General features: G+C 69.7%; 17 protein-coding genes and 1 pseudogene. 5 read left to right on the top strand and 13 right to left on the bottom strand.

The window, feature by feature from the left end; all coding sequences use genetic code 11:
• Positions 1-54 precede the first annotated feature (54 nt).
• The 6 genes from ACFXHE_RS22460 to ACFXHE_RS22435 form a co-directional block, all read right to left on the bottom strand.
• Positions 55-402: a hypothetical protein gene (locus ACFXHE_RS22460; protein ID WP_379385840.1), complete on the bottom strand. Its 348-nt coding sequence runs from the start codon at positions 400-402 to the stop codon at positions 55-57.
• A 54-nt stretch (positions 403-456) separates the two neighbouring features.
• Entirely contained in the window at positions 457-1,032 is a 576-nt protein-coding gene (locus tag ACFXHE_RS22455) for a GrpB family protein (protein WP_379385924.1), read from the bottom strand.
• A gap of 32 nt (positions 1,033-1,064) precedes the next feature.
• A complete protein-coding gene (locus tag ACFXHE_RS22450) occupies positions 1,065-2,081 on the bottom strand; it encodes a hypothetical protein (RefSeq protein ID WP_379385838.1) in 1,017 nt (338 codons plus the stop codon).
• Positions 2,082-2,149: 68 nt separating this feature from the next.
• Complete coding sequence (locus ACFXHE_RS22445; RefSeq protein ID WP_364618937.1) at positions 2,150-2,323, bottom strand: hypothetical protein; 174 nt, start codon at positions 2,321-2,323, stop codon at positions 2,150-2,152.
• A gap of 16 nt (positions 2,324-2,339) precedes the next feature.
• Complete coding sequence (locus ACFXHE_RS22440) at positions 2,340-2,753, bottom strand: DUF1707 domain-containing protein (protein WP_379385836.1); 414 nt, start codon at positions 2,751-2,753, stop codon at positions 2,340-2,342.
• Positions 2,754-2,846: 93 nt separating this feature from the next.
• Positions 2,847-3,773, bottom strand: coding sequence for a LysR family transcriptional regulator (locus ACFXHE_RS22435; protein ID WP_379385834.1), 927 nt, complete (start codon positions 3,771-3,773; stop codon positions 2,847-2,849).
• A 163-nt stretch (positions 3,774-3,936) separates the two neighbouring features.
• On the opposite strand from ACFXHE_RS22435, the gene ACFXHE_RS22430 reads away from it, so the two are divergent.
• Positions 3,937-5,424, top strand: a complete 1,488-nt coding sequence (locus ACFXHE_RS22430) for a UbiD family decarboxylase (protein WP_379385832.1) — start codon at positions 3,937-3,939, stop codon at positions 5,422-5,424.
• A 133-nt stretch (positions 5,425-5,557) separates the two neighbouring features.
• Here the strand turns inward: ACFXHE_RS22430 and ACFXHE_RS22425 are convergent, their stop codons facing one another.
• Together ACFXHE_RS22425 and ACFXHE_RS22420 are read right to left on the bottom strand one after the other, a co-directional pair.
• On the bottom strand, positions 5,558-5,680 hold the full coding sequence (locus ACFXHE_RS22425; protein WP_379385932.1) for a hypothetical protein: 123 nt from the start codon (positions 5,678-5,680) through the stop codon (positions 5,558-5,560).
• Positions 5,681-5,699: 19 nt separating this feature from the next.
• A pseudogene (locus ACFXHE_RS22420) lies at positions 5,700-5,858 on the bottom strand (glutaminase); the annotation flags it as partial.
• A 187-nt stretch (positions 5,859-6,045) separates the two neighbouring features.
• Between ACFXHE_RS22420 and dxs the strand changes: the two are divergent.
• The gene (gene dxs, locus ACFXHE_RS22415) at positions 6,046-7,992 is read left to right on the top strand and encodes a 1-deoxy-D-xylulose-5-phosphate synthase (RefSeq protein WP_379385830.1); all 1,947 of its coding nucleotides are present in this window, start codon (positions 6,046-6,048) and stop codon (positions 7,990-7,992) included.
• A 127-nt stretch (positions 7,993-8,119) separates the two neighbouring features.
• A complete protein-coding gene (locus tag ACFXHE_RS22410; protein WP_379385828.1) occupies positions 8,120-8,923 on the top strand; it encodes an enoyl-CoA hydratase in 804 nt (267 codons plus the stop codon).
• A 29-nt stretch (positions 8,924-8,952) separates the two neighbouring features.
• Here ACFXHE_RS22410 and ACFXHE_RS22405 read toward each other — a convergent pair whose 3' ends face one another.
• From ACFXHE_RS22405 to ACFXHE_RS22385, 5 genes are all read right to left on the bottom strand, one after another.
• Positions 8,953-9,465 carry a hypothetical protein gene (locus ACFXHE_RS22405; RefSeq protein WP_379385826.1) on the bottom strand — a complete coding sequence of 171 codons (513 nt, stop codon included), beginning with the start codon at positions 9,463-9,465 and terminating at the stop codon, positions 8,953-8,955.
• A 28-nt stretch (positions 9,466-9,493) separates the two neighbouring features.
• A complete protein-coding gene (locus ACFXHE_RS22400) occupies positions 9,494-9,994 on the bottom strand; it encodes a hypothetical protein (RefSeq protein ID WP_379385824.1) in 501 nt (166 codons plus the stop codon).
• Positions 9,995-10,028: 34 nt separating this feature from the next.
• Positions 10,029-10,571: a hypothetical protein gene (locus ACFXHE_RS22395; RefSeq protein WP_379385822.1), complete on the bottom strand. Its 543-nt coding sequence runs from the start codon at positions 10,569-10,571 to the stop codon at positions 10,029-10,031.
• 123 nt (positions 10,572-10,694) lie between these two features.
• The gene (locus ACFXHE_RS22390) at positions 10,695-11,939 is read right to left on the bottom strand and encodes an HRDC domain-containing protein (protein WP_379385923.1); all 1,245 of its coding nucleotides are present in this window, start codon (positions 11,937-11,939) and stop codon (positions 10,695-10,697) included.
• Between the two features lie 202 nt (positions 11,940-12,141).
• Complete coding sequence (locus ACFXHE_RS22385) at positions 12,142-12,768, bottom strand: DUF3000 domain-containing protein (RefSeq protein WP_379385820.1); 627 nt, start codon at positions 12,766-12,768, stop codon at positions 12,142-12,144.
• Positions 12,769-12,842: 74 nt separating this feature from the next.
• On the opposite strand from ACFXHE_RS22385, the gene hemE reads away from it, so the two are divergent.
• Complete coding sequence (gene hemE, locus ACFXHE_RS22380) at positions 12,843-13,910, top strand: uroporphyrinogen decarboxylase (protein ID WP_379385818.1); 1,068 nt, start codon at positions 12,843-12,845, stop codon at positions 13,908-13,910.
• A 442-nt stretch (positions 13,911-14,352) separates the two neighbouring features.
• Positions 14,353-15,699, top strand: a complete 1,347-nt coding sequence (locus ACFXHE_RS22375; protein ID WP_379385816.1) for a protoporphyrinogen oxidase — start codon at positions 14,353-14,355, stop codon at positions 15,697-15,699.
• Positions 15,700-15,817 lie beyond the last annotated feature (118 nt).

Genomic DNA, 15,817 nt, shown 5'->3' with positions numbered 1-15,817 from the left:
GCCTGGTCTATTGGAAGTGGCGGCAGTGCCACCGCGCCGGCCGGCAGTGAGCGGTCACTCGCTCTGCGACCAGGCCGCGACCGGCAGGGTCAAGTAGACGCCGATATGCGCGTCGACGAACTTCTCGATATCGGCGAGCAGCTGGTCACAGCGCTCCTGCCGGTTCTCGGCCCGGCTCGCGAAGTACTTCGACCGGACCTCGATGACCACATCCATCCCCGAGCGATCGAACTTGCCCAGCGGATGGAAGCGGATCTCGACATCCCCCGCCTGCAGATCGCCGTCGTAGGGCTCCTCCGGGCATTCGACGGCGAGGGACACCAGGTGCGGCAGCCATTTGCCCAGCTCACGCAGCACGGTCTCGGGAAGCTCCGGCTTGTAGGTCACCTCGACGAGGGGCATCCGGCCAGTGTATTGGCCGAGGCAAGGACCGCCGGGGCCCGGCGGCGGTACGCGCTAGCGGGCGGGGAGGGCGCGGGCGATGATCTCTTCGATCACCGCGCTCTTGGCGTTGGAGTAGTGCTGGACGTACTTCCACTGTCGTTGCGCCAGTACGCGTTTGGTCCGTTCGTAGTGGGCGCGGTCGGCGTCGTGGGTGCGGAGCCGATCACGGAAGGCGAGGACTCGCTCGATCCCGGTGTCGCCGAGGCCGGGGGAGAACACGTGGAGGTTGATGTCGTGCGGCGCACCGTCTTCCACGCGGCGGACCAGGCAGCGGTGTTCGTACCAGTCGGGTTCGCGTACGCGCAGGGTGTATCCGGCGGCTTCCAGGGCGGACACGTAGGCCGGTTCGTCGGCGGTGTCCGCGACCACGAGCAGGATGTCGATGACCGGCTTGGCGGCGAGGCCGGGCACCGAGGTGGACCCGGTGTGCTCGAGTCGTAAGACCGTCGCCCCCAAGGCCGCTCGGATCGCCCGGGCGTCGTCGGCGTACCAGGACGGCCAGTCGGGGTTGGGTTCCTCGAGGATCACCGGCACCGCGTAGGGCGTCAGCTCGCCGACGAACGCGGCGGAGATCTCGTCGTCGTCCATGATGGCCACGACCTGAGCCTGATCGGCGCGGGTCAGGAGGTGCGGAGACTGGCGATCACCTGCGCGGCCCGGTCGGCGGCCAGTTCGCCCTGGGTACCGCGGTCGGCCAGGATGGCCAGCACCAGCAGCGCCTTGTTCGGGCCGGAGAACGCGAACGTGTAGATCGAGTAGCTGGTCGTGGTGCAGCCCGGCACGCCCGGCTGCCAGCTGCCGGAGGTCTCGACCTGCTGACCGGTGATGCCGCTGGTGGTGGTGACCGCGGCCGGCGCGCCCTGGTTGCCGCCGGTCGCGTCCGAGTAGCCGCTCTCCGCCGAGATTCTCGCCACCTTGACGGCCGCGGCGGCGGGATCGCTGCCGTCGACGTGGGCGACGAAGGCGAGGGTCCGATACGCCGAGCCCGCGCAGTAGTCGTTGCCCTCGGTGGACTTGGCGTGCCCGATGACCGAGCCGTCGGTCCCGGTCTGCGCGGTGATGTCGGTGGGCTCGGCGATCGTCCACCCGGCGGGCACGTCGTAGCTGATACCCAGTGCCGGGGCGACCACGGTGGTGCTGCCGGGCTTGGGTGCGCCGGACCGGGACGGCCCGGTGGCGGACGGCCCGCCCGAGGGCGCGGCGGTCGTGCCGGGCGCGGCGGTGGTGCCGCTGCCGGCGGAGTCCCGGGTCAGCGCATACGCCGCGATACCGCCGCCGGCCAGCACGATGACCGCGGCCAGCGCGGCGAGAATCAGCCGGGTGCGACGGGGACCGCCGCCGGGTGCGGGTGGCGGCGCGTAGCCCGGAATCGGTTGCTGCCCCGCATAATTCGGGACGGAATGCTGCCCGGTGACGTACTGGTGGTGCTGTCCGGTGATGTACTGGGGCTGCTGACCCGTGATGTACTGCGGAGGCGCGAGCTGGTACCCCGGGGGCAGTTGCGCGGCAAAGCCCGGATACTCGGTCGGCTGCGGTGCCTCGCCCGGATAACCCCAGTCCTGTTGTCCCGCATCGGGATAGCCCCAGCCCTGTGGCCCGCCGTGGGGGTTCGCCCAGTGATCATTGTTGTCGGTCACGTGTTTTCACCCTCCGGCCGCACCGAGCCGCCTCGGCTTGGTCGAAGCCCGACCCTATCGGGTGTGTCCTAGCCCTGCGACGCGGGCGCGTCCGGGCCGGGATCCGGCCGGGCCGGGGACACCCGGATCACCCCGGCGTCCAGATCGAGGCTGACCCGGGGCCGGTGGCCCTCGCCGCTGCCGTCCTCGCTGCCCTCGTCCTGCAGCTTCTTGCCGGGGAACAGTTCGCCTATGACGCCCACGAATTCACCCTAGCCCTCACATGCGGTGGTAGCGCGGACCGCGATACCCGTACCGCCCGCGGGCGAAGACGAAGAACAGCACCGGGAACAGGAAGAACGGGAAGAAGTGGGTGGTCACCGCGAACGCGACCATGAACACCAGCAGCACGGCCGCACCGATCGGGGCCAGCGGCAGCGGGCGGCGCGGGGCGGGCGGCGGGGCCGGGATCTGCGGCGCGAGCGGTTGCGGCCGGGGTAGGTCGCCGAACAGCACCGCCAGCTCGCCCGCGGTCTTGGCCGCGTATGCCCGGCCCACCCGCTCGTCGTATTCCGCGACGTCGAGCCGGCCGGCGGCGAAATGCTCGCCCAGTGCGGCGGCGGCCTGTTCGCGTTCCGCGGTGCCGACGCGGACGGTGGACGGTCCGTAGACCGCGGGATCGAAATCGGTCATGACAATCCACCTCGGGGGAGGGAAGCAATCTCGTTGTCCGCCAGCGTAGGCGCGTTCGCGGCGGCGCGCCTGCACGCGTTTGCGTAATCCTGGCTACGCCTGCTGACGTAGGCCCGCCGCGGGCTGTCCGGCGGCCAGCCCGGCGAATTCGTCGACCTTGGGATGGTCGGTGTCGGTGCGCCACACCAGCCGGACCCGTGCGTCGGGCAGGCCGGTGAGCGGGACGAATGCCACCTCCGGATGGGTGAAGTAGGTGGGCATGGCGGTGGTGGTGGCGAAGACGGCGTTGTTGTGGGCGACCGCGGTGAGCATCTCGGGTTCGGTGCGCGCGGGCGCGACCCGCGGGATGGGCCGCCCGCGCGGGGTGGTGGCCGGCGGCCAGAAGGCGCGCGCGAATTCGGGCGCGACATCCGGATGCGGTCCGATCACCCGCAATTCGGCCAGATCCTCGACGTCGATGCGGTCGCGGGTGGCCCACGGATGGCTGCGGGCGATGGCCAGCAGCCGCGGGAACACGCCCACCTCCGGCCCGACGGTCAGGCCGAGCTGCTCGACCGGGGCCAGGCAGATCTGGATGTCCACCTCGCCGCGCCGCAGCGGGCCGAAGATGTCGGTCCACGCCAGCTGGGTGAGCGTGATCTGGCATTCCGGATGGCGGGCCCGGAATCCGGTCAGTGCGGTGTCCAGGGTGGACGCGTAGGGCCCGAGGAAGCCGATGCGCAGGCCCCGTGCCGCGGTGCGGGTTTCGGCGAAGGCCCGCTGCAGCTCCTGGAAGGCCGGGCGCGCGCGGGCCAGCAGATGCTCGCCCAGCGGATTGAGGGTGACCCGGCGGCTGGTGCGCTCCACCAGGCGGCGGCCGACGCGGCGCTCCAGGCTGCGGATCAGCTGGCTGACCCGGGGCTGGGACAGTCCGAGGCGGTCGGCGGTCCGGCCGAAGTGCAGTTCTTCGGCGAGGACCACGAACGCTTCCAGTTCGGCCGGGTCGACGCGGGGTTCTCGAGGCGAGTCTTCGATCAGCATTTCTTATCGATCTTCGCGGATTTCGGCGTTGATGGCTATCCGACACGTGACGGATGCTGAGCCGGTGAGTGTGAATCGCGTCGACTTGCCGCGGTCACCGAGATGGGCGGCATCGTCATGAGCACCCGACACCGGCGAACACCCGACGCTAAGGAAAACCCCTGTGCCGCATTTGAAGAGCCTGCGCGAGTTCATCGAGGCGCTCGACGCCATCGGTGAGGTCCAGCACATCGACACCGAGGTCGACTGGAATCTGGAGATCGGCGCTGTCATCCGCCGCTCCTACGACCTGAAGGCCCCCGCGCCGCTGTTCACCAAGATCACCGGATACCAGGACAGCGGTTTCCGCGTACTCGGCGCGCCCGGCAGCCTGTCGGGGCCCGGGCATACGCTGGCGCGAATCGCGCTGGCGCTGGGCTTGTCCCCGGACGCGTCCGGGCAGGAGATCGTCGAGGCCGTTGTCGAGGCCCGCCGCAAGCCTGGCATCCCGCCGGTGCGGGTTCCCGCCGAGACCGCGCCGTGCAAGCAGAACATTGTGCGCGGCGACGATATCGACCTGCTGGCCTTCCCGACCCCGCTCATCCACGGCAATGACGGCGGCCGCTACATCCAGACCTACGGCATGAACATCGCCAAGACTCCGGATGGTTCATGGACCAACTGGTCGATCAACCGCATGATGATCGCTGGCCGGAACACCTTGGCCTGCCTCATTCCCGGGCCACAGCACCTGGGCATCATTCGCGCCAAATGGGCCGAGCAGGGCAAGCCCATGCCCATCGCGCTGGCCCTGGGCGTCGAACCGGGTCTGCCGTTCGTCGGCGCCATGCCATTGCCCGAGGGCGCGGACGAATCCCATTTCCTGGGAGCGCTGTTCGGCGAGGGCATCGAGGTGGTGCCCGCCGAGACCGTGGACGTGCTCGTCCCCGCCACCGCCGAGATCGTCATCGAGGGCCACATCTCCTTCGACGAGACGGTGACGGAGGGGCCGATGAACGAATACCCCGGTTACAACGCCGTCGAAGCCTCGGACAAGCCGGTCTTCCACGTCTCCGCCATCACGTACCGCGACGACGCCATCCTGCCCGTGGTCGCGGCCGGGCCACCGGTGGAGGAAGATCACACCGCCACCGGTACCATGCACGCCGCCGAGATCCTCTACCAGTTGCGCGAGGCCGGTCTGCCTGTCGCGTCGACGTGGTTCTCCTACGAATCGGCACTGCACTGGCTGATCGTGGCCGCCGATTCCGATTGGCACGACAAGCTTCCGATTTCCTCCGGCGAGTTCGCGCACAAGGTCGGCGATGTCGTCTTCGCGGGCAAGGCCGGTTTCGGCGTCCCCAAGGTGCTGCTGGTCGAGGACGACATCGACATCACCGACGTGAACCAGATCGTGTGGGCCTTCGCCACCCGCGCCCACCCCGAACACGGCGAGGTCCACTTCCCGGCCGAACTCACCGCCGCGCTCTCGGTCTATCTCTCCGAGGTGGAGCAGCACTCGTACCGCGCGGGCAAGGTCATCTACAACTGCCTGCTGGCCGATCTGTTCGACGAGTCCCAGCGCCCGGTGAAGGGCAGCTTCGAAAACGGTTGGCCCGCAGCGGTTCAGCAGCGTGTCCTGGATCGCTGGCAGGAATACGGCTACCTCTGACCACCACTGGTCCCCCGGTGACCACCCACCGCCATCCGGATGGCCGACCCACCCCGCCATCCCGGCCGGAATGACTGCGGGCGGCCTCGTACGACCATCGAGGGGTGTCGGACGAGGCTCGGCCCGAGGCGGATCAGATGCCGCCGTGCGCCGCTACCGCGCGCACGGCGGCATCGGTCTGCGTATGGGCGGCGCCCGCCAGGCGTTCCAGCAGTGCCAGTCCAGCGGAGACTGTCCCGGGCGACGATGAGCTCACCGCGGGCAATGGTGCGGGTCGACTGAATCGTGAAGGCGGCGTCCAGATCTCCGCTGCCGTAGACCGGCCCGTCGGCGGTAGCCGGGCAGATGCCGAATGAATCGGGTTGTACTGCCGCCAGTTCCGGAATGTAGTCGGCCGGCGTTCCCGACGCGTCGGCCCGGCACAGCTCGTACACTTCCTCGATGATGCGGGCGACGACGCCGCCGGACGGGACCAGTGGGCCACTGTAACCGGCGTAATCTGTGTTGAGCCTCACATCTGCTACGGATGTTGCAGGTGGCGTTTCGTTCCTGGCATCGGGGGCCGGAATGGGCTCCGTAGACTGTTGCAAACACAGGAGACATCCGGAGGGAGCAATAGCCGTGGGAGTGCTTTCCCGGGTCGACACGCCCGAGGACCTGCGTCGGCTGTCGGTACCGGAGCTGCACGAGCTGGCCGAGGAGATTCGTGAGTTCCTGGTGCGGAAGGTCGCCGTCACCGGCGGGCACCTGGGGCCGAACCTCGGCGTCGTGGAGCTGACCATCGCGTTGCACCGAGTTTTCGACTCGCCGGCCGACCCGATCATCTTCGATACCGGGCATCAGGCCTACGTGCACAAGATCCTTACCGGCCGCAAGGACGGGTTCGACACGCTGCGCAAAGAGGGCGGGCTGTCGGGGTACCCGAGCCGGGCCGAGAGCGCCCACGACTGGGTGGAGTCCTCGCACGCGTCGGCCTCGCTGTCCTATGCGGACGGCATCGCCAAGGCGTTCGCGCTGACCCGGCAGAAGCGGCATGTGGTCGCGGTCGTCGGTGACGGCGCGCTCACCGGCGGCATGTGCTGGGAGGCGCTGAACAATATCGCCGCCGGGCCGGACCGCTCGGTCATCGTGGTGGTCAACGACAATGGCCGCTCCTACGCGCCGACCATCGGCGGGCTCGCCGAGCGGCTCGCGGGGCTGCGCACCCAGCCCGCCTACGAGCACGCGCTCGACGCCACCAAGCGGATCGTCCAGAGCATTCCGCGCGTGGGGGATTCGGCGTACTCGATGCTGCACGCCATCAAGACCGGCATCAAGGACGCGGTCGCGCCGCAGGAGCTGTTCAGCGATCTCGGGCTGAAGTATGTGGGCCCGGTCGACGGGCACGATCCGGTGCAGCTGGAGGCTGCGCTGCGGCGGGCCAAGGACTTCGGTGGTCCGGTCATCGTGCACGCGGTGACGCAGAAGGGCCGCGGCTACAAGCCGGCCGAGGACCACGAGGCCGATCAGATGCACGCCATCAACCAGATCGACCCGGAGACCGGTGAGCCCCTGGGCGGCCCGTCCGCGCCGAGCTGGACCTCGGTGTTCTCCAAGGAGCTCATCGCCCAGGCCGAGCAGCGCGACGACATCGTGGCGATCACCGCGGCCATGCCGGGGCCGACCGGGCTGACCCCGTTCGGAAATCGCTTCCCGGAGCGCATGTTCGACGTCGGCATCGCCGAACAGCACGCCATGACCTCCGCGGCCGGTATGGCCCTGGGCGGTCTGCATCCGGTAGTGGCCATCTACTCGACCTTCCTCAACCGGGCCTTCGACCAGCTGCTCATGGATGTGGCGCTGCTCAAGCTCCCGGTGACCCTGGTGCTCGATCGCGCCGGCATCACCGGCGACGACGGCGCCTCGCACAACGGCATGTGGGACCTGTCGGTGCTGGGCATCATCCCCGGCATCCGGGTCGCCGCCCCGCGCGACGCCGCCCGCCTGCGTGAGGAATTGGGGGAGGCCCTGCACATCAGCGACGGGCCCACCGCCATCCGCTTCCCCAAGGGTCCTGCGATCGAAGAGATTCCGGCGGTGGAACGCTTCGAGGGCGTGGATGTGCTGCGCCTGCCCGACGTGGAAGACGCTGCCGCGTACTCGGTGCGCGCCGATGTCCTGCTGGTCGCGGTCGGCGCCTTCGCCGACCTCGCGCTCAAGGTCGCGGATCTGCTGGAGGCCGAGGGCGTCTCGGTGACCGTGGTCGATCCGCGCTGGGTCCTCCCGGTCTCCGACACCGTGGTGAAGCTGGCCGGGAACCACCGTCTGGTGGTCACTCTCGAGGACAGTGGCCTGCACGGCGGCATCGGCTCCACAGTTTCCGCCCGGCTCCGCAGTTCGGGCGTCGACGTCCCGGCCCGCGACCTCGGCGTCCCCCAGCATTTCCTGGACCACTCCTCCCGCGCCAAGATCCACCAGGATCTCGGCCTCACTCCGGGCGAGGTGGCCCAGCGGGTGCACGTGTGGCTCGGCGCCGCCGATGCCTCCGGCGGCGAGATCGAGCAGGCCCTGCTCCCGGCGGCCGAGTAGCCCCGCAGAATGGCACTCCGCTCGTGACGGGCCCGCGATCATCCGATCGCGGGCCCTTCTTTCTATACGGAGCTGGGGTTCTCGCGTAGATTCTGAAACAGGTTACAGTTTCGGGACGGGAGTTCGGATGTCGTTTGTGCTTGTCGAGAAGCCGCGGCCGGGGATCGCGTTGGTCACATTGAACCGGCCGGACCGAATGAACGCCATGGCGTTCGACGTGATGGTGCCGCTGCGGGAGACCCTCGAGGGCGTGGCGGCCGACAACGAGGTGCGCGTGGTGGTGCTCACGGGCGCCGGGCACGGGTTCTGCTCGGGCGCGGATCTGCAGCACGCCGGCAAGGTGCCGGGGGTAGAGGGGCTGACGCGCACCAGCATTGCGCGGCGCTCGATGGAGCTGCTGAACAATGTGATGCTCACGATCAAGCGGATGCACCAGCCGGTGATCAGCGCCATCAACGGCGCGGCCATCGGCGGCGGGTTCTGCCTGGCCATGGGGACCGATATCCGAATCGCCTCGGAGGACGCGTATTTCCGCGCGGCGGGCATCAACAACGGCCTCACCTCCGCCGAACTCGGCATCAGCTACACGCTGCCGCGGGCCATCGGCTCCACCCGCGCCTTCGAGATCATGCTCACCGGCCGCGATGTGGACGCCGCGGAAGCCGAGCGCATCGGCATCGTCTCCCGCGTCGTCCCCGGCGACAAACTCCTCGAGGCCGCTTACGACACCGCCGACCAGATCATCCGCTGGAGCCGGGTCGGCGGCGAGCTCACCAAGCGCCTGCTGTGGAGTGGCCTGGAGGCGGGCAGTTTCGAATCCCACATGCAGAACGAGGGCATGGCCCAGCTCTACGTCCGCCTCACCACCGACAATTTCGACGAGGCCATCCGAGCCCGCCGCGACCGCCGCCCACCCGAATTCCAGGACTGACCGAACGGCCGCCGCGCGCCCGGCGCGTGCTAACTGCCGGATCCGAGCAAGTTGGAACTGCCGGATCCGAGCAGGTTCGCGCTTCCGGATCCGGTGCAGGTGCCCTGCTGCGGGGGCTGCGGAGTGCCTGAACCCGGTGGCGCGGCGACCACCGACACCGTGAACGTATACGGCTGCATCACCACGAACGGGATCGTGGAGGAGGTCGCAACGGAGAGTTCGTGTGTTCCGGCCGTGGTCGGAACCCATGCGATGGCATTGCGGCCGGTGTGTGGGTACGAGATGCTGCCGATGCATTTCCCGTTGTCGTAGAAGCTCGTGGCGCTCACGTTCGTCAGAAATGGGCCCGCGTAGAACGAGTAGGTCTGTCCTACGACGTATGACGATGGCACCGTGCAGGTGCCGGTCGAACAATCGTCGACCTCGGGACCGTCGATGGAGGCAGTGACGGTGGGCGCGGACAGTGCGGCGATGGTCGCGGCCACCGCCAGAGTTGTTGCGCCCCAGCCGATGCGGTGTGTGGTGCGGTGAGTGATATGCATTTGGTTGCCGTCTCTTCCGTATTCGTGATCAGAGTCCGGCGCTGCCGGATCCGTCGAGGGCGGCGCTGCCGGATCCGATGAGGTTGGCGCTGCCGCCACCGCCGCAGCCGGGTTGCTTCGGCGGCTGGGCGGGGGTGGATCCCGCGGGCGCGGCAGTCACGTCGTACTTCTCCGAGATCTCCTTGACGCCGCCGACGATGGTGAGCGTGTGCGATCCGGCGGCGGTGGGAACCCAGGTGATCTGGAGTGCACCCGGACCCGATATCGGGGCGCTTCCGATGCATTGCCCGTTGTCGTAGAAGTCCGCTGTGCTCGCGAACATGGGCTGGAAGTTGATGCCCGCGTAGTACGTGTACGTGCGTCCGACGACCGCGGACCCCACCCCCGCGCCGGTTGCGGCATCGACGAGCACGGGGAATCCGAGGGAGGCGGAGGCGGCGGGCGTGAATAGGGCGGTGATGGTCGCGGCCAATGTCAAAGTGGTTGCGCCCCAGCCGATGCGGCGCAGGGAGCGGATCGAGCTGTGCATTCGCGTTCTTTCGTGCTCGAGGTGGTCCGTCGGGTCAGTGCGCGCTGCCGGAGCCGAGGAGGTTCGAGCTGCCGGATCCGATGCTGCCGCCGCCGCCACAGCCGGCCTGCTGCGGCGGTTGCTGTGCGGTGGACCCCGGTGGCGCGGCGACGACGTTCACGGTGAGGGTGGCGGTCTTGGATGCCTGGGTGACGGTGATCTTGTGCGTTCCGGGGGCGTTCGGAACCCAGGAGACCGATGAGTTGGCGTAGTCGATGCCGGTAACACCCATGCCCGACGGTGACGGTGCGCCCGCGATGCACTGGCCGTTGTCATAGAAATTCACCGTGGGTGCCGACAGGGGTGGCAATGGCACGTAGATGTCGGCCGGCGACACGACTTGGTACACGTGTCCTACGACAATCGACGACGCCGGCGCGCATGCGTCGGAGCTGTTCCTTGTCGTGCAGTCGTTGACCGTGATGGGGCCGACATCGGCGGAGGCGGTAGGTGCCGACAGCGTGGTGGTGGTCGCGGCCAGTGCCAAAGTGGTTGCGGCCCAGCCGATGTAGTGCAGGGGGCGGCGGGTGACGTGCATTGGTGGACTCCTCTTTCGTGCCCCTTGGTTCGGGGTCGACAGAATCTAACTTTCACCAACTGTGAAATGAGTCCACTTCAGAAAACCCTTGTGCCCCAACTTTCCTGGGCGATATTTCCGGGGTCAGCTTTTCGGGTAGAGGGCTTCGCTCAGGCGCGGGACGGTCAAAGCACGCTGCCACGGGCGGGCGCCGCCCGCGGCGAGGTAGCCCTCGATGAGGGTCGGGGCTTCACCGTTGGCGACCGATTTGGGCAGCCCGTCCCAGCACATGCGGCGCAGCAGGTCCGGGGTGAGCAGGTTCTCGACCGGGACCGACACCTCGGTGGAGAGGTCGGTCATGGCCGCGCGGGCGCACTGCAGGCGGGCGGCGGCGGCCGGGTCGCGGCGCTCCCAGCGGTTGACCGGGGGCGGGCCGTCGAAGTGCTGGGTGAGCGGCGGGAGCTCGCTGTCGGGGAGGGTGCGGGCGCGCTCCACCGCGCCGAGCCATTCGCGCGAGTAGCGGCGCTGGCGGGGGCCGCCGAAGATCGGCAGGGTGCGCAGCTGGGCGATGGACTTGGGCTCGTTGGTGGCGGCGGCCACGATGGCCGAGTCCGGGAGGATGCGGGCGGGGGCCACGTCGCGCAGGCGGGCCAGACGGTCGCGGGTCGTCCATAGTTCGCGGACGATGGCGAGCTGGCGGGTGCGGCGCAGGGTGTGGATGCCGGAGGTGCGCCGCCAGCGGTCGGCCTTGGGGCCGGCCGGCTCCGCGGTGCGGACGTGCTCGAATTCCTCTGTGGCCCACTCGGATTTGCCCTGCTCGGCCAGGTCGGCGGCGACCGCGTCGCGCAGCTCGATGAGTAGCTCCACATCGAGGGCCGCGTAGTTCAGCCAGTCGTCGGGCAGCGGCCGGGTGGACCAGTCGGCCGCGCCGTGGCCCTTGCGCAGCTCGCGGCCGAGCAGCTTCTCCACCATGGCGGCCAGGCCCACGCGCTCGTAACCCGCGAGGCGGCCGCCGAGTTCGGTGTCGAAGAGCCGGGCCGGGTGCAGCCCGAGTTCGGCCAGCCCGGGCAGATCCTGATCCGCGGAGTGCAGCACCCACTCCAGATCGTTGATCGCCTCGGCCAGCGGCGTGAGCTCCCCGTCCACCGGGATCGGGTCGATGAGGAAGGTGCCCGCACCCTCGCGCCGCAGCTGGATCAGGTACGCGCGATTGGAGTAGCGGAAGCCGGAGGCGCGCTCGGCGTCGACCGCGAGCGGTCCACTTCCGGCGGCGAGCTGGCGGGCGGCGGCGGCCACCGCGGCGGCGGAGTCCAGTACCGGCGGTACACCGTCCACTGGCGCGAGCAACGGTACCGCGGCAGTGGCTTCGGGTTCATCTGGTACGGACATGGTCTTGAACTCTACGGGTTGGGCATTGGCGGGCCGCGTCACGTCGGTGAAACGACCGGCCGTGACACTGCGTCGGGCCATGGGGAATCGTACGTGGCGGTCGTCGATTTCGTTGCAGTACAGATGTTCTCGCAGGCGAGAGGGGGTTTTCGGGCGACCGGCGCGGGAATTCGAGGTTCGGCCGCCCCGATCTCGCGCCCAATTATTCGGTGTTCTCGCCCCGGCGCACGTCCAGCCGGGTTACCCCCGCGGGCGGCAGTCCGGCCGCGTAGGCGAGCACCTCGCAGAAGGCTTCCACGTGCGGCCGCATGACGGTGTCGGACACGGTCCAGGAGGCGCGCAGTTCGAGCTGGTGTGCGCGCGGCGGCCCGGCGATGTCGCCGTAGCGCACCGAGCTGGTGGCGGTGACCGTGCCGCCGAGGGCGGTGAAGGAGGTGCGCGAGTCGAGCGCGTCGACCAGCCAGCTCCACGCCACCTCCGGCAGCAGCGGGTCGGCGGCGAGGGCGGAGTCGATGTCGGCCTGGATGTAGGCGACCAGACGGAACACCCCGTGCCAGGCTTCCTGCCCGGCCGGGTCGTGCAGCAGGATCAGCCGGCCGAACGCGTCGCCCTCGGAGTCGACGGGCACCACGTTTGTATCGGGTCGCGTGACTTCCGCGCCTAGGGCGTACGAGTACGGGGCGAGGCGCTGCGGCGGGCGGATCGGTGCCAGCTCGATTCGAGGATGCACAGATGCGGTTCCCATGGCCTCGACCGCGGCGCGGAACCGGGCTGGTTCTTCGGGCTCCGGGGTGGGGGCAGCGCCGTCGCGGAAGTCGAGCGGTGTCACGAAAGGCACCGTAGACCCCTCCGGTGCCGAGTAGTGCGAGGCGCGCCGCCGGGGCCCCTTTACGATGGGCGGTGATGAGTACTCACACCCGACGCCTGCTGACCGATGCCCCGTTCCTTGCTGCCGCCACCGGTGGCGTTCCGCATCGGCGTCCGGTGTGGTTCATGAGACAGGCTGGTCGGTCCCTTCCGGAGTATCGCGAGGTGCGTGCCGGAATCGGCATGCTGGAATCGTGTTTCGATCCGGAGCTGGTGTGCGAGATCACCATGCAGCCGGTTCGCCGCCACCAAGTGGACGCGGCAATCCTCTTCTCCGACATCGTGGTTCCGCTCAAGGCCGCCGGCATCGATCTCGACATCGTGGCCGGCGTCGGCCCGGTGGTCGCGAATCCGGTGCGCACCGTTGCCGATGTGCGCGCGCTGCCGCGGCTGCGCGCCGAGGAGGTGGGCGCGGTCACCGCCGGTGTGAAGCTGCTGCTGGACGCGCTCGGTGACACCCCGCTCATCGGATTCACCGGTGCCCCGTTCACTTTGGCGTCGTACCTGGTCGAGGGCGGGCCCAGCAAGAACCACGAGCGCACCAAGGCGATGATGCTCGCCGACCCCGAGACCTGGCACCAGTTGCTGGGCGTGCTCACCGACATCACCATCGAATTCCTGCGCGCCCAGATCGATGCGGGCGTGGACGCCGTGCAGCTGTTCGACTCCTGGGCGGGCGCGCTGAGCCTGGCCCAGTACCGGGAATACGTTCTGCCGCACTCGGAACGGGTCTTCACCGAGATCGCGTCCGCGGGTGTGCCGCGCATCCACTTCGGCGTCGGCACCGGAGAACTGCTGGGCGCCATGGGCGAAGCGGGCGCGGACGTGGTCGGCGTCGACTGGCGGATTCCGCTGAACGAGGCCGCGCGCCGGGTCGGCCCCGGAAAAGCGTTGCAGGGCAACCTCGATCCGGCCGTGCTCTTCGCGGGCCCGGCGGCGATCGACGCCGAGGTGCGCCGCATCGCCCGTGAAGCCGACGAGGCAATCACCTTGGGCGCCAAAGGTCACATCTTCAACCTCGGCCACGGCGTCCTCCCGAACACCGACCCCGGCGTCATCACCGAGACCGTCGCCCTGATCCACAGCCTCCCGCTCCCGCTCTGACCAGCGCTTCCCACCAGCGGTGCGCGTGGTTGGGATCGAAGCCCCTGTGACGTGACCGGAGGGCGCTTCGGCTTCGCCCCATCGAAGGCGCTGACCGCCGGGCCCGGCCGAGGTAGGTGGGCCAGATCGCCGAAGCCGTCGAATGTCCAGCGGGTGCGCCGACCGTGTGAGGGGGCGGGACTTCGGCCGGTGGGGTGTTCGCGGCGCGGTGTCAATCACGTTCCGATGCGTGCCATTTCTGGGCGGGCGGTTCGAAAGCGCTGGTGAACGTGGTTCGGGGCGGCCGGGCCGGCGTGGAACGGGGCCGCGATGGGCGGGCACCGGAGGCAGGGGTAGCGGGCAGCGGGAGTAGGTTGGCTCGGGGCGGCTCGAGGTCGAGGTGCGGGTCGCGGGCCGCGGGTTCGTGTGGTCGCGGCGTTCGGCGAGTGGCGAGGAGTTGTCGATGCGGGTCGCGGTTGTCGGTGGCGGCATCAGTGGGCTGGTGGCCGCGTATCGGCTGCGGAAGGCGCTCGGGGAGTCGGCGGAACTGATCCTCGTGGAGCGGCGGGATCGGGTCGGGGGGATCCTGCGGACCGTGGAGATCGAGGGGGATCCGGTCGATCTGGGGGCCGAGGCATTCGTGGGCCGGCGGCCCGAGATTCCGGAACTGATGGGGGAGTTGGGGATTGCGGAGCAGCTCGTTCATCCGGCGGGCAAGCGGCCGCTGGTGTGGTCGGAAGGGGTGGGGCATCGGCTGCCCGAGCGGACGCTGATGGGCATCCCCGCCGCGCCGGAATCGGTTGCGGGGCTGGTGGATGCGCAGACCCTGGCCGCCGTTGCGGCGGAGCCGTCCCGGCCGCTGCGGTGGGAGCGGGGCGGGGACGTATCGGTGGGGGAGCTGGTGCGGGATCGCTTCGGGGCGCAGGTGGTCCGGCGCAGCGTGGACCCGCTGCTCGGGGGAGTGTATGCGGGACTTGCGGATTCGATCGGCGTGCGGGCCGCGCTGCCGACGCTGGCCGCCGCCCTGGATCGCGGCGCGGCCAGCCTGACCCGGGCCGTGTCCGAGGCCCTGCCCCCGCCCAGCACCACGCCTGTGTTCGGCGGCATCCGTGACGGCTACCGCGCCCTGCTGGACGCGCTGCGTGCCGCCGCCGATGTGAAGGCCGAAACCGGTACGGCGGTCACCACTCTCGCCCGCACCGCACAGGGCTGGCGGCTCGACCCGGTCGGCGACGTCGACGCTGTGATCCTCGCGACCCCGGCCCCGGTGACCGCGGAACTCCTGCGCGCGGTGGCCCCGGAGGCCGCCGAGCTGGCCGCCGGAATCGACCTGGCCTCCTCGGCGGTGGTAGCCCTCGCCCTGCCGCGCGAGACCGCCCTGCCCGACAACTCCGGCATCCTGGTCGCCACCGGTGAACCGTTGCGCGCCAAGGCCTTCACCCTCTCCAGCCGCAAGTGGCCGCACCTGGCCGCCCGTGACGTGGCCCTGGTCCGCGCCTCCTTCGGCCGCTTCGGCGACCCGGCCCCGCTGTCCTGGTCCGACGACGACCTCGTCACCGCCGCCGTCGAGGACCTCACCACCGTCACCGCCGCCGACATCCGCCCCCTGCGCGCCGTGGTCCAGCGCTGGCCCGGCGGCCTCCCGCAGTACGCCCCCGGCCACACCGCCCGCATCGCCGACCTGCGTTCCGCCACGGCCGACCTCCCCGGCCTGGCCCTGGCCGGCGCCTACCTCGACGGTGTCGGCGTCCCCGCCTGCGCCGCCACTGGCACCAAGGCTGCCGCCCGCATCATCGCGCAGCTCTCCTGACCCACTCCCCGGGACCTCGCCTGTCGAGGCCCTCTCGGTCGCCGTGATCGAGGTCGGCATGTCTTCGACCCAACAAGTGTTGACACTGCCTACATGCCTCCCCTATGTTAGCGCTGCG

The sequence above is a fragment of the Nocardia sp. NPDC059229 genome, assembly GCF_042754165.1.
Classification (GTDB): domain Bacteria; phylum Actinomycetota; class Actinomycetes; order Mycobacteriales; family Mycobacteriaceae; genus Nocardia.
This window is presented reverse-complemented; position numbering and strand designations above follow the sequence as displayed.